Consider the following 12,802-nt stretch of genomic DNA (forward strand, 5'->3'; position numbering starts at 1 on the left):
AGTTAGGACAGGTCAAGGTTTTACAAAAATTCAGCTGCAATTGACCGGCAGCGGGTGGCAGTTTACCGCTTGGCACGTTTCCTCCAACCCACATTTACAGGTTGATCGCGGTCTCGAGCGAGACAGTCATCATTTCATTAAACGACTTTTGACGCTCATCTGAGCTCAGTACTTCACCACGAATAATGTGGTCAGACACGGTCAGAATGGTGAGAGCACGCGCGTTTAGCTCTGCAGCGACACCGTAGATACCCGCTGCTTCCATATCAACGGCAAGAATGCCAAGTTTGTCCATTTTGTTGAACAGATCGGCTTCTGGGCTGTAAAAGAGATCCGCAGAGAATACGTTACCAACGCGCACAGAGACGTTTTGTTTACGCGCTTCACCAACGGCAGTTTCCATAAGATGGAAATCACAAATAGCGGCGAAGTCATGATCGGCAAAACGGGTGCGGTTTACTTTTGAGTCGGTGGAAGCGCCTTGTGCAACGATCACGTCCATCAGTTTGACATCATCTTTTACTGCGCCACAGCTGCCGACGCGAATGACGTTTTTAACACCGTAATCTTTGATCAGCTCATGGACGTAGATGGAGCACGATGGGATACCCATACCGTGACCCATTACCGATACTTTTTTGCCTTTGTAAGTGCCGGTGTAACCGAACATATTACGGACATCAGTGACCAGTTCCGCGTTTTCTAGAAAGTTTTCGGCAATGTACTGCGCGCGCAGTGGATCACCTGGCATCAGGACTGTTTCAGCAAATGCGCCGTCTGCAGCGTTAATATGTGGGGTAGCCATAGTGTGCTCCAATTATCTAAAGTTAAGAGAAAAAGCGTTCGATCACGGCTTGATAAGCCATGCCGCCAAGGTAGATACCAACGATGCCCATGATCCCAGAAATCACCGGGGGAGCAGGCAATGGTAACTTGATCGCGCTGAAGAAAAAGCCAACAATGGCGCCAGCGACGACCGCAAGTAAAATTTCGTTCATTATAACCCTCAAACAACTCGTTAGATGCAGTTCAGCTCAATCCGGTACCGAATTTGCGACAGTCTTAGCTGTCTTTAATTATCGTTTCAGTCATACCGCTCGAGATGAGTCTAGTGTATGTAACCAGCGCATATATCCGCGCGATCTTGATCACAACTATATCCATGTTAACCCGTAAACTGGCCAATGATTACTAAATATGTTGATAGTGTCGGCGCAATCGCTTGCGTTGTAACCAAATAGGTCCGATTCGATGGTTTATTCGCGGATAAAAACGGGAAATAGACACAACACTGGCTGATATCTGTCTTTATTTTGCGCAAGATCAAAACAGTTTTAGTAACTGACGCCCTTATCGTGATGGTGTGTTGATCCGGCTTTATCAATAGAGTTATGAATATGAATAATTCTCACTTCTATTCGTGACTTGGCGTTTTAACTGCGTTAGCATGCTGCCATCAATTTTTGCGAGGAAAGGGCTATGCAAGCTTTTCGTTCATTTTTCCAATTCATTCTTTTAACCGTTTTTTTGGTATTAAGTGGTCACGCTGCTGCAAAAACCATCCACCATGCCATGGGCACCGTTGAGATTGACGGTGTGCCGCAGCGTGTGGTTGTGCTTGGGCAAGGCAGCCTCGATGTGCTTGACCGCCTGGGGGTTGAACCTGTAGGCGTGGTGAAATCATTGATGCCAGATTACTTAGCAAAAACTTACCAAGATGATAAGTATGTGGCGGTAGGGACCGTTAAAGAGCCTGATTATGAGGCAATCTTTACGGCAAAACCGGATTTGATCATCGCAGAGGCGCGTATGGCGTCGCTGATGAGTGAATTAGAAGAAATTGCGCCAACCATTATGTTCCAAGCCGATTATGACCATTATTGGCAGAGTGTTCAGCAAAACTGGCGCATGCTGGGTAATGTCTTCGACAAACAAGAAAAAGTGGAAGCCATTATCGACCAGGTAAATACCAAAATTGCACAAACACATGAAAAAGCGGTGGCAGATAACTTCAACGCGCTTATGGTGATGAGCAACGGCAGTAAAGTGGCGATGTTTGGTGAGAAAAGCCGCTTTGGTCTGGTTTTTGACGAGCTGGGACTAAAACCTGCGAAAAGTGATGACGTAGAAGTGGCTGGCTCTCACGGCAACCTGATTTCTTTTGAATACATTGCCGATGCCAATCCAGATGTGTTGCTGGTGCTTGATCGTGAGCAAGCGATTGGTGAGGGACAGGGAAAAGCTAAAGCGCGTTTCGATAACCCATTGGTAAATAAGACACCGGCGCACCAAAATCAACGTATCAGCTACTTAGATCCAACTGCTTGGTATATCACCATGGCTGGGATGACGGCGATGGATAAAATGATCGACGATGTCAATCGCGTACTTTAATCGTTTTTGATGACGCATCGCTTTCTGTATAGATTGCTTTTTTACAGATAAAAGTTGACCCGGGCTTCTCCCGGGTCTTTGTGGTTTCAGACCCAACGGTAGTCGTGTTGTGAAGTATCTTTCTATTCCTATCCTTATGGTGCTGGCGCTATTGTCGATATCTATCGGTGTCGCCCACGTTTCTTTGGATAGTTTGTGGGCCGGTGATTCAGAAGCCTGGACCATTTTTACCACCAGTCGTATTCCGCGCCTGCTGGCTATTTGTCTTGCCGGGGCTGGGCTGAGTGTGGCCGGCCTGATTATGCAGCAGATTTGTCAAAACCGCTTCGCCTCCCCAGATACCACGGGCACCATTGATTGCGCGCTGCTTGGCTATGTGGTTACGCTCGTGGTTTTTAGTGGTGCAAACCAATGGCTTGACCTGACCGTGATTGTCGGTACGGCGATGGCAGGTACTTGGCTATTTGTCCGTTTCTTACAGCGCCTCAAATTTAAAAATACCGTGCTTGTTCCTTTGATCGGGATTATGTACGGCAACGTGGTCTCGTCTCTTACTCAGTTCCTGGCTTACAAATACGATTTGATTCAAACCTTACAAGCGTGGACGGTGGCCAATTTTTCATCGGTGTTGGCGGGGAACTATGAAATCTTGTTTGTTGCCATGCCTGTATGTGCCGTGGCCTATGCCTATGCGAGCCAATTTAGCGCCGCCAGTATTGGAGAAAGCTTCGCCAAGAATATTGGTTTGGATTATCAAAAAGTGGTGCTGTTTGGTGTCATGGTGGTTGCCTTGTTGTCGTCGGCCGTGGTGATGATCGTCGGTGTGATCCCTTTTCTTGGCCTGATTGTGCCGAATGTTGTCTCGTTGTTCATGGGCGATAACATTAAGCGTAATTTGCCTTGGACCGCCTTTTGGGGGGTGGTACTGGTCTTAAGTTGCGATATTTTAGGCCGCGTAATTATCTTCCCTTATGAAGTCCCTATTGCCATGATCATTTCGATTTTGGGTGGTGTGGTCTTTATCTACTTAGTGATGAGGGATAAAGCCAATGCGTGATGGACTCAAACTTTCTCTTGTTGCGGTGGGCGTTTTACTGGTCGCCGGTTATTTCTTAGGGCATGGCCTTACCGCGGATAATTATGCTTACTTTCTTTCTAGGCGTACGCCGAAGGTGCTTTCGATTGCGCTGGCAGCGATCGCAATATCGGCCTCTTCATTAGTGTTTCAAACCATCACCAATAATCGAATATTGACGCCCTCAATTCTTGGTTTTGATAGTTTGTACGTCTTATTGCAAACCCTGTTACTGGTGATCTTTGGTTCAACCAGTCTGTTTTTGGTGAATGCCTATTTAAACTTTGCGGTGAGTGTGGCATTGATGACGGTGACGGCGAGCGTGCTATTTACGCTGTATTTTCGTCGGCATCGCGCTAACGTCTATACCTTGCTGTTAATTGGTATCGTACTCGGGAGTGTGTTTGGAAGTGTTAGCCAGTTTTTCACCTTATTAGTTGACCCCAGTGAATTTGCGGTACTTCAAGATGCCATGTTTGCCAGTTTCAACAATGCGAATCGCGATCTGGTGTATATCAGTGTGCCGGTGTTAGGGCTGTGTTTGTTGGCGCTTTACCGCTATGCCAATCAGCTGGATGTTTGCTTACTTGGTGAAGATAATGCCACCAGTTTAGGCGTCGATATGCGCGGACTCACACTGAAGGTGATGGTGATCATCGCCATCATGATTGCGGTATCGACGGCTTTGGTCGGGCCTGTATTGTTCTTTGGTTTGATTGTGGTCAGCCTTGCTCGGCAAATGTTTGTGAGCTATCAGCATCGTTTTTTGATTCTTGCGACCAGTGTATTGGCAGTTTTTTTGTTGTTAACCGGTCAGTATGTTGTTGAGCAGTGGTTCGGGTTTGAAACCACTGTCAGTGTGATTATTAACTTTGTTGGTGGAAGCTATTTCTTGTACCTGCTAACGAAAAACAAGTTTTAACCATTATGATTGAATTAATTGGATTGTCGAAAGCCTACGGRCAAACCCAGGTGGTAAATCAGGCCAGTGCGTTGTTCCCACCGGGTAAAGTGACCGCGATAATTGGTCCAAATGGTGCGGGGAAAAGTACGCTGCTCTCTATGGCGAGTCGACTCACTGACAGTGATGCAGGTGAAGTCTTGATTGGCGATAAACCGCTCAGTGAATGGAGCAATGAGGCATTAGCAAAAAGGCTGGCGGTGTTGCGGCAGGCGAATAATGTCAATATGCGCTTTCGTGTTCGTGAGCTCGTGGCATTTGGTCGTTTTCCCCACTCTAAAGGGCGACTGACTGCAGATGATGATACGGTGATTGATGAAGCGTTAGCTCAATTAGGGTTAACGGAGTTACAAGACCGCTTTATTGATCAATTAAGTGGGGGCCAACGGCAGATGGCATTCATCGCGATGGTGGTGGCACAAAACACCGATTATATCTTTCTCGATGAACCGCTTAATAATCTCGATATTCGTCACTCGGTGGCGATCATGAAGACGGTCAGAGACCTGGCACATCGATATAACAAGGCCGTGGTGGTCGTGATGCACGATATTAACTTTAGCGCTTGTTATGCGGACAATATGGTCGCGATGAAAGATGGTGAAGTGGTATCGAGCGGTCCCGTTGATGAGGTGGTGACCAAGCCAGTGATGGAGCGTATTTACGAGATTGAGTTTGAGGTTGAACAAATCAATGGTCAGCGTATTTGCCTCTATTATGGCGCGGCAACACCGGCGTTAGCTTTGGCACAGTAAACTGTATCCAGCCGCAAGAGCGGCTGGATACATCGTCACTAGTGTGATTTAGCGGTACTCGAGGTCTTGTTGCTGGTGGTCGGCGCTCGCGTCAGCCACCAGCTTGCCAATGAGCCGAGTGTCACCATCGCCACGCCTTGCCAGAAGGAGAGCGTCAGCTCGGTCGACAAGAGAATCGCTGATAAAAACGTTGATAGGATCGGGATAAAATAAGACAAGGTTGCTAAGAACACCAAATTGCCCTTAAGAATACCAAGGTTCCACAGCCCGTAACCTCCTCCCATTGCCGCACCGGCCACGAGCACATAAACTGCCTCCGACCAAGAACCGGAAAGCGCAGGCGCATCAGAGAGTGCAAAACCGACCCAGAGTGTGATGGCCGTTGCTATAAAGAACCACGTGATGCCGTTTTTTCCCTGCGCACTCATGCGGGTCAGATTACAATATATGGCCCAAATGATGGCGCCACTGAAAGCCAGGATATAGCTCAATGGGTTTGAGTGAATATTGGCGACTAAATGATGCCAAGAAACCCCCTGTTTGCCGCCTACTGTCCAGATAACGCCTAAAAATGCGATCATTAAGGCAGGATAAAGCCAAAGGCTGACTTTTTGGCGAGTAATAAGCACGGAAAAGAAGACGGTTAAGCACGGCCACAAATAGTTAATGACGCCCATTTCGATCGCTTGTGTGCGCGTATTAGCCCATGCTAGGGATAACGACAAGCATAATTCGTAGACCACGAATAACACGCCGCCGACAATTAAGTAGCGACGTGGAAAATCGCTGAGTTTGGGCGTACCGACAAAAACCACTAAGCAGAGCGCCGCGATAGTATAAATGGCGGCAGCGCCACCTACAGGGCCAAGTAATTCGGTCACGTGGCGGATCAATGCGACATTGCTGCTCCACAGTAGGATTGCACCACACCCTGCAAGCGTGTATTGATTCATAACAGGCAGTCCAAGCAAAAAGCTTAAATTGCCTATCTTTTCGGCGTCTCGCAACCCTATTCAGCATCTTTTTGTTTGTTCGATACTTTGTTGGCAAGCAAGGTATCAAGTGGCGTGGGATAGTCGATTAAAAACCCTTGCACATAATGAATGCCGATCTCTTGTACGCGCGCGAGTTTTTCTTCATCAGACACCCACTCCGCGACAGTTTTATACCCCATGGTGTCACAGATACTGACGATAGATTCGAGGATCACTCGGTCAATGTCGTTTTCGTTATCGGTGAGGTTGGCAACGAACTGGCCATCCACTTTCACGACATCAACGTTAAAGAGTTTCAAGTAATGGAAAGAACATAGGCCGGCGCCAAAATCATCTAGTGCGATGTGAGCCCCATAGGCGCGTAACTCATCGATAAATGAAACGGCGGTATTTAAGTGGCTAATTAAGGCTGACTCTGTGATCTCGAAGCACAAGCGCTCAGCGGGAAAGACGGATGAGGCTAACAGGGCTTTCAAATGTGTTTGGAACTTGGGATCGCTGATTGAGTGCGCGGAGAGGTTGAGATTAAATTTAAGGCCAGAGTCGGCCAATTCTTGGGCGCGAGTATTGAGCACATAGTTGGCCACCCACGCATCAATGTCACGAATGTAACCAAAGGTCTCTGCGGCGGGGATAAATTGCCCCGGATTCATGATATTGCCATCCGTGTCAATCATCCGCACTAATAGTTCATACCAGTGTTCAATGGTTGGTCCTTTCGCGGGAGCGACTTGTTGACCATACAGGGTAAATCGATCCTCAGCCAATGCGCGGGTAATTTTTCCGACCATTTGCATATCGTTGTGGCGGCCTTGGGCGAAGCCTGATATATCGTTATAGTCGACGATTTGTCCACGGCCCGCTGACTTCGCTTCATACATGGCAACGTCAGCGCGGCTCATTAAGTCGGACAGAGTTAAGGCGTCATCACCGATATTGACTAAGCCGACACTGGCACTGATGGCGAAAATCCGCTCTTCATAAGAAAAAGATAGATTCTCGAGCCGACTGATTAAATCGGCAATTGTCTGTTTGGCATCCCGCATATTGCAGTGTGTGAGGAGGACTGCAAATTCGTCGCCGCCGAGTCGTGCAACGGTGTCATCACTGCGAATGTTATCAGCCAATGCTTGAGACACTTGGCAGAGAACATCGTCGCCCGCATGGTGGCCGACAGAATCGTTGATGATTTTGAACAGGTCGAGATCGACAAAGGCAAGTACCGACGGGGTATCGTCATGGTGTTGTGTAAGGTGCCTTTCCATGATGGTTTCAAAGGCCCGGCGGTTCGGTCGCGCTCCCCATTGGCTAACACAAGCTGGTAGGCATCTTTTATCTGTGTTTCAAAAAAGGTCGCGGTTTGATTTTCATGTAAACTCGAAAGCAGCACGCGCTGTTGTTGACGATACAGTTGGAAAATGTCGTCGATGGTTTGTCCAAGGGGCCGATCCTCACCATTGAGAGTCAGTCGCTGTGCCGTATGGTTGAGATAGGCTAAATGACCTTGGTCGTCGGTGGTGATTACGGCATCGTTGATGGAATTCATCACTACGTTTAATTGTTCGCGCTCCTGGGCAAGGGTTTGGTTGAGTTCATTGATTTCAGTATTGTCCCAGTTGGCGCCAATCAATCGTATGGTATTGCCGCTATCATCGATTTGTACACTGGCAAGGGCACGCAGGTAACGCGTTCGACCGTGAGTATCGAGAATCCGGAATTGGGTATCGATACGTTGTTGATATTTGAGGGCTTGGCCGAGTATACGCTTGACCCTATCGGCATCATCTGGATGGAGGCGATGTTGCCAAGTGGCCAATGTTTCTTTACCGTCAGAGACGGGTATATCGTAGAGCGCATACATCTGCGCATCCCATTCGAGCGTGTCGTCTGCGACGTTGTACTCCCAAATACCAATGTTAGCAGCTTTGGTCGCGGCTTCAAGGCGGCGGCGTAAGGTATCGGTTTGTTGGTTGGCTAGGTGCTGTTCGGTGACATCGATTACCGTACTTAGCACGGTTTCTGTCTCTTCACCGGTTTGTCGCGCCGACGCTTGCCGTAGATATCGGTAATCTCCCTGATCATTTTGAAAGCGAAATACTTCGATCATACGATCAGTACGCCCTTCAACCAGCAGGCGCATGGCTTGCTCCCAGCCGTGTAAATCGTCTGGATGGATTCGGGCGGTCCAGGCTTGGTAGGTTTGGATGCTTTTTGCACTGATCCCCAATAGTGGCGCTGACCAACCTGAAAACAGAATAACGCCAGTATGAACGTTCAATTCAAATACGGCGAGTTTGTTGATATCTAAAGCAAAACGCCAACGTTCTAGCCAGCGTTTTTGCTCTCTCTGTGCCGCTTTCAGTGCATTAATGTCTTCGACTTGGCTGATGAGATGCGTCACATGGCCGGCATGTTTGTCACGGACCGCAGTGACAGAGAGCCTTCCCCATACTTGCTCCCCATCCGCGCGCAGGAAGCGCTTCTCCAGCCGTTTATTATCGGTATGACCCATGATCAGTTCATTAAAATAGTCTTTTAATGCCGCTTGATCTTGCTCGCGGGTAAAAATAGAAACATGGGAGCCAAGCAATACACGCGGTTCACAGGCAAAAAACTGCGCAAGGCTCGCGTTAGCGTCTTGAACGATGCCGCGAGGGTCGAGTATGGCCATACCAATAAGGGAGTTATGCATCGCTTGGGTTAATAACGCATGTTGCTCCAGATGATGCTTTTGATGACGTCGATAGCTATATGCGAATTGTGTCATTATCACCCCGACCATCATGGCGGCACCAGCCATCGCCATGCGAGACAGTGAGGCTTTTTGATCCGCTTCTACTTGAAATGTCAGTGCACCGAGGGCGGATAAAATGTCAAAGCTTAGTAATGTTAACGCGATACAGCCTAAACCAATCAGACGACTTTGCAGTGTTGCCGCCAACAAAAACAGCGCTGTGAGCGCCAAAAACGGGTGAGGTGAAAGATATAACAACAGGCTGATTGTACTGATCGCGGCCAAGCACAGGGCTATCAAGGCGATCCAAAACGTGCTCGATTTCGCAAGTCGATCATTAGGTCGTTCGCTGAGGTTCTCTTTGACGACTAACAAGAGAGGAAATAGGGCGACAAAACCGACAAATTCGCTAATAAACCACCGAAGTACTAAGTAATCGAACGGTTGATGGGTTCCTATTGACTGAACACTGGCACCGAGTGTCGYACCAAATAGAGGGCTGATGATAAGTGTGGGCGCTAAACCTCGAATAAAGGGCCACATACTCTCGAACGGGTTACCGTAACGTTTGTACGTTAATCGGTAAATGGTGCAACCTAATCCGGCGGTTGCAGTGTTGACAGCCGCCATGCTGGCACTGAGTGAAGCGGGAATCCCCATCATGGTATCGGCATAAAAGACGCCGGTGAAAAAGCCTGCGGCTGCGACAAGCCTCACGTAGCCTGAAAAGCAGCTAAACCCGAATGCGCCGGCAGCCGATACGTACCAAATCACGGCGAATTGTTCGCTTTCTGGCAGCACCGCTAATGAGAACCATACCAGCGAAAAGCTCATCGTGACTAAGATAAAAAAGGCCTGAATCGATTGGCGAATTCGTCGATGGGGGATCATGGTTCTCTCATTAATAACAATAATCTAGGGAGAGCTTAGCGCATTTTGCGTGGGATTTAATCACGTTTGTGGTAATTATCATACAAAGACACTCTCGATGTTTATGAGTCGCATTTATTTTTGTATCGCAACTGCGTCGCAACAGTTAATCCCCAAGATGTTAGACATACGGCTTTAGTCTAAATTTGATCGTGTTCACCGCGATGACCCAAAAAATATGGCATCTGTAATGGACCAAGGCTGAAAGTCTCTCGGTATTAGCAGGTGTCTGTAACCGTTAGGTTTTTAGCGTACTGAGTGTGCTAATCCGTTCCAAAGATAAGGATTATAGGTGGAAAATGACAAGGATCGTAGTGGATAACAAAATGGGATTTTGGGTCGCATTTGGCGTCGTTTGTGCGCTGTCTATATTTGGAGGATGGGTTGTAGTATCGGCGCAATTTACATGGGTTGTGTTGATATTGGCCTGTCAAGCTGTGGGCATAGGTCTTGCCGTAAAGCTCTATCTGTTCCCGCGACACGAGCAAGAATCTGCAGTTGAAAACGCTACACTAGACATTCCTACTGAAACCGTTGGACGATTAGCAACGCGTGCCACAATGAACGCGATGACGGCCGCAGAAGTCTCGCATCGCTCTGACATTTTAACGGCTCGTTTGACAGAGCAGTTTTCTGCGGTGGTAGAGATTACCGATAAAGCGCAACATATTGAGCAAACTCTTTCGCGTGCTTGCCAAGTCGAGACTGAATCGGTTGAGCAAGTGACTCGTATGCGGGATCTTAGTCAGCAGGGTGTAAATGAACTGACCGCATCCATTGCTGAGATGCGAGATATTAACCAAAAAACCGCCGAAACGGTTGCGCGAATTGAAGCTCTGGACGCCAACGTCAATAAAGTCAGTGCCGTCGCACAAGTTATTGATGATATCGCCGAACAAACAAACTTGCTGGCATTAAATGCCGCAATAGAAGCCGCTCGAGCTGGTGAGCAGGGGCGTGGTTTTGCGGTGGTGGCTGATGAAGTACGACAGCTTGCGCAGCGGACTTCACAGAGCACAAGTGAAGTCGCGACAATCATAAAACACATTATGGCAGAGTCGAGTAATGTGATGGCACATATTCAAGCCTTGTCATCCGATGTCGAGTCAGGCACTGAAAATGTTGAGCGTGTCGGGCACATTTTAACCGAGCTTTCTTCGGGAGCCGATCAGGTTGAAGAAGCGGTAAAAGAGATAGCCCATGGGTCATCACAGAATAGCGCCAGTTTAGAGCAAATTGCATCCGCGCTGGTACAGGTCCGATCTGGACTTGAAATCAGTGATGAGCAAGTCACGGTCTTGAGTAAAGAAGCCGAGGGATTAATGGATACCGCAGAAAAAACCAATGCGGTTTTTGCTGAGCTCTCCGATGCTAGCCCTCATCAGCGTTTTTTCAAAGCGGCGAGTGTATGTCGAGATCGGATTGAAGCGGCTTTTGAACAGGCCCTTGCGAAGGGCGAGATTAGTCCTTCCGATTTGTTTGACCGCCACTATCAACCCATTGCCAATACGCATCCACAAAAATACACCACCCGTTTCGATACGTTTTGTGATCGATTATTACCGCCGATTCAAGAGCCTATTTTGGACATCGATGACAATATTGTTTACGTGATAGCCAATGACACGAACGGTTATGTTCCCACGCATAATCAACGTTTTTGTCAGCCATTAACCGGTGATTATGCGCAAGATATCACCGGTAACCGGACTAAACGCTTATTTGATGACCGTACAGGTAGGCGTTGTGGGCAACATACTGATACCATGCTGCTGCAAACCTATAAGCGCGATACCGGTGAAGTCATGCATGACCTTTCTGTCCCGCTCTTTGTTGCAGGTAAACATTGGGGCGCAGTGAGAATGGGATACTACCCACCGGTATCAGCAGAATGAGCGAAAAGGAGTAGCAATGAATCCAGTTGCGATTGTAACCGGGGCAAGTGGCGGCATTGGCCGCGAGACGGCGAAGTTATTGGCACAGCGTGGTTATGCCATTTGCATCAACTATTTGAGCAACAGTGAATCTGCTTTTGCGCTTGTTGATGAACTTCAAGCGATTGGAGTGAACGCGATCGCCGTTCAGGCCGATGTGTCGAGTGAAGAAGGTGTCAAGCGGTTGTTCAGTGAAGCGGATAACCGCTTAGGGAATATCACCGCATTGGTGAATAATGCCGGTATCATGTTGCCGCAATCGTCTGTCAGCGGTATGGATGCGGAGCGGATCAACGCGATGTTTCAAGCCAATGTTACCAGTGCCTTTTTGTGCTGCCGAGAGGCGGTGCATCGCATGGCGCAATCTCGTGGTGGTAACGGCGGCGCTATCGTTAATGTTTCCTCCGCAGCGGTTAAAACCGGATCACCCAATGAATACGTTGATTATGCCGCGACCAAAGCCGCATTAGACACACTGACTATGGGGCTAGCGAAAGAAGTGGGCCGTGAAGGGATTCGTGTCAACGCAGTGCGCCCAGGTCCAATTGATACCAATATGCATGCGGCAGGAGGAGAGCCTGATCGTGTCGCGCGTGTGGCTGATAATATCCCGCTTGGTCGTGGGGGGTCGACGCTGGAAGTAGCAGAAATGATTGCTTGGCTGCTGTCAGATAATGCATCTTATTCGACGGGTAGTTTATTTGATGTTGCTGGTGGCATGTAGTCTGCCGTATTTCGATGATACCACCGCGCGTTATGTCGCGCGGTGGTAATCTATATCGTAACGACCGTTGTTTGGCACCCTGCTATGAGCGGTTAAAAGCCGATACTGGTACCGACACTCACGGAGCTCGTTTCGGCATCGCCGCGATCGGCATAGGTGAGCTCAAAGTTCATTTTAGGTCCGACGGTCGGTTGTAACTCAAAGCCAACCGTTCCGCTGGCGCCCCAACCGATGTCTTTATCCGTCCCAAATTCGGTTTGATAGTAGTTTCCCCCACCACGCAGGTAGACACTGCCGATC

10 protein-coding genes and 2 pseudogenes are annotated in these 12,802 nt (G+C 48.4%); 6 read left to right on the forward strand and 6 right to left on the reverse strand.

Annotation, left to right across the window (positions count from 1 at the left end; all coding sequences use genetic code 11):
* Positions 1-94: 94 nt before the first annotated feature.
* Both deoD and BZG79_RS05520 read right to left on the reverse strand, forming a co-directional pair.
* A complete protein-coding gene (gene deoD / locus BZG79_RS05515; RefSeq protein WP_077773904.1) occupies positions 95-805 on the reverse strand; it encodes a purine-nucleoside phosphorylase in 711 nt (236 codons plus the stop codon).
* 22 nt (positions 806-827) lie between these two features.
* Entirely contained in the window at positions 828-998 is a 171-nt protein-coding gene (locus tag BZG79_RS05520; protein ID WP_021023774.1) for a XapX domain-containing protein, read from the reverse strand.
* A 481-nt stretch (positions 999-1,479) separates the two neighbouring features.
* On the opposite strand from BZG79_RS05520, the gene BZG79_RS05525 reads away from it, so the two are divergent.
* The 4 genes from BZG79_RS05525 (at position 1,480) to BZG79_RS05540 (ending at position 5,185) form a co-directional block, all read left to right on the forward strand.
* The gene (locus BZG79_RS05525; protein WP_077773905.1) at positions 1,480-2,394 is read left to right on the forward strand and encodes a siderophore ABC transporter substrate-binding protein; all 915 of its coding nucleotides are present in this window, start codon (positions 1,480-1,482) and stop codon (positions 2,392-2,394) included.
* A gap of 136 nt (positions 2,395-2,530) precedes the next feature.
* Entirely contained in the window at positions 2,531-3,451 is a 921-nt protein-coding gene (locus BZG79_RS05530; RefSeq protein ID WP_025744503.1) for an iron chelate uptake ABC transporter family permease subunit, read from the forward strand.
* Positions 3,444-4,391, forward strand: a complete 948-nt coding sequence (locus BZG79_RS05535; protein WP_021023771.1) for an iron chelate uptake ABC transporter family permease subunit — start codon at positions 3,444-3,446, stop codon at positions 4,389-4,391. Before BZG79_RS05530 ends, BZG79_RS05535 begins: the two co-directional genes overlap by 8 nt.
* Positions 4,392-4,396: 5 nt before the next feature.
* Complete coding sequence (locus BZG79_RS05540; protein WP_077460853.1) at positions 4,397-5,185, forward strand: ATP-binding cassette domain-containing protein; 789 nt, start codon at positions 4,397-4,399, stop codon at positions 5,183-5,185.
* 38 nt (positions 5,186-5,223) lie between these two features.
* Here the strand turns inward: BZG79_RS05540 and yddG are convergent, their stop codons facing one another.
* The 3 genes and pseudogenes from yddG to BZG79_RS17005 form a co-directional block, all read right to left on the reverse strand.
* Positions 5,224-6,147, reverse strand: coding sequence for an aromatic amino acid DMT transporter YddG (yddG, locus tag BZG79_RS05545; protein ID WP_174566345.1), 924 nt, complete (start codon positions 6,145-6,147; stop codon positions 5,224-5,226).
* Between the two features lie 47 nt (positions 6,148-6,194).
* On the reverse strand, positions 6,195-7,445 hold the full coding sequence (locus BZG79_RS05550; protein ID WP_077773906.1) for an EAL domain-containing protein: 1,251 nt from the start codon (positions 7,443-7,445) through the stop codon (positions 6,195-6,197).
* Positions 7,446-7,810: 365 nt separating this feature from the next.
* Positions 7,811-9,805, reverse strand: a pseudogene (locus BZG79_RS17005) (PAS domain-containing protein); the annotation flags it as partial.
* A gap of 338 nt (positions 9,806-10,143) precedes the next feature.
* On the opposite strand from BZG79_RS17005, the gene BZG79_RS05560 reads away from it, so the two are divergent.
* Both BZG79_RS05560 and BZG79_RS05565 read left to right on the forward strand, forming a co-directional pair.
* A complete protein-coding gene (locus BZG79_RS05560; RefSeq protein ID WP_077460856.1) occupies positions 10,144-11,739 on the forward strand; it encodes a methyl-accepting chemotaxis protein in 1,596 nt (531 codons plus the stop codon).
* Between the two features lie 16 nt (positions 11,740-11,755).
* Complete coding sequence (locus BZG79_RS05565; RefSeq protein ID WP_021023766.1) at positions 11,756-12,502, forward strand: SDR family oxidoreductase; 747 nt, start codon at positions 11,756-11,758, stop codon at positions 12,500-12,502.
* 92 nt (positions 12,503-12,594) lie between these two features.
* Here the strand turns inward: BZG79_RS05565 and BZG79_RS05570 are convergent.
* Positions 12,595-12,802: pseudogene (locus tag BZG79_RS05570) on the reverse strand (hypothetical protein); the annotation flags it as partial.

The organism is Salinivibrio sp. MA427, assembly GCF_001996115.1.
Taxonomy (GTDB): Bacteria; Pseudomonadota; Gammaproteobacteria; order Enterobacterales; family Vibrionaceae; genus Salinivibrio; species Salinivibrio costicola.

Coding starts and splice junctions, on each gene's coding strand:
- deoD (WP_077773904.1), bottom strand. CDS start 805: ATGGCTACCCCACATATTAACGCTGCAGACGGCGCATTTGCTGAAACA.
- BZG79_RS05520 (WP_021023774.1), bottom strand. CDS start 998: ATGAACGAAATTTTACTTGCGGTCGTCGCTGGCGCCATTGTTGGCTTT.
- BZG79_RS05525 (WP_077773905.1), top strand. CDS start 1,480: ATGCAAGCTTTTCGTTCATTTTTCCAATTCATTCTTTTAACCGTTTTT.
- BZG79_RS05530 (WP_025744503.1), top strand. CDS start 2,531: ATGGTGCTGGCGCTATTGTCGATATCTATCGGTGTCGCCCACGTTTCT.
- BZG79_RS05535 (WP_021023771.1), top strand. CDS start 3,444: ATGCGTGATGGACTCAAACTTTCTCTTGTTGCGGTGGGCGTTTTACTG.
- BZG79_RS05550 (WP_077773906.1), bottom strand. CDS start 7,445: ATGGAAAGGCACCTTACACAACACCATGACGATACCCCGTCGGTACTT.
- BZG79_RS05560 (WP_077460856.1), top strand. CDS start 10,144: ATGACAAGGATCGTAGTGGATAACAAAATGGGATTTTGGGTCGCATTT.
- BZG79_RS05565 (WP_021023766.1), top strand. CDS start 11,756: ATGAATCCAGTTGCGATTGTAACCGGGGCAAGTGGCGGCATTGGCCGC.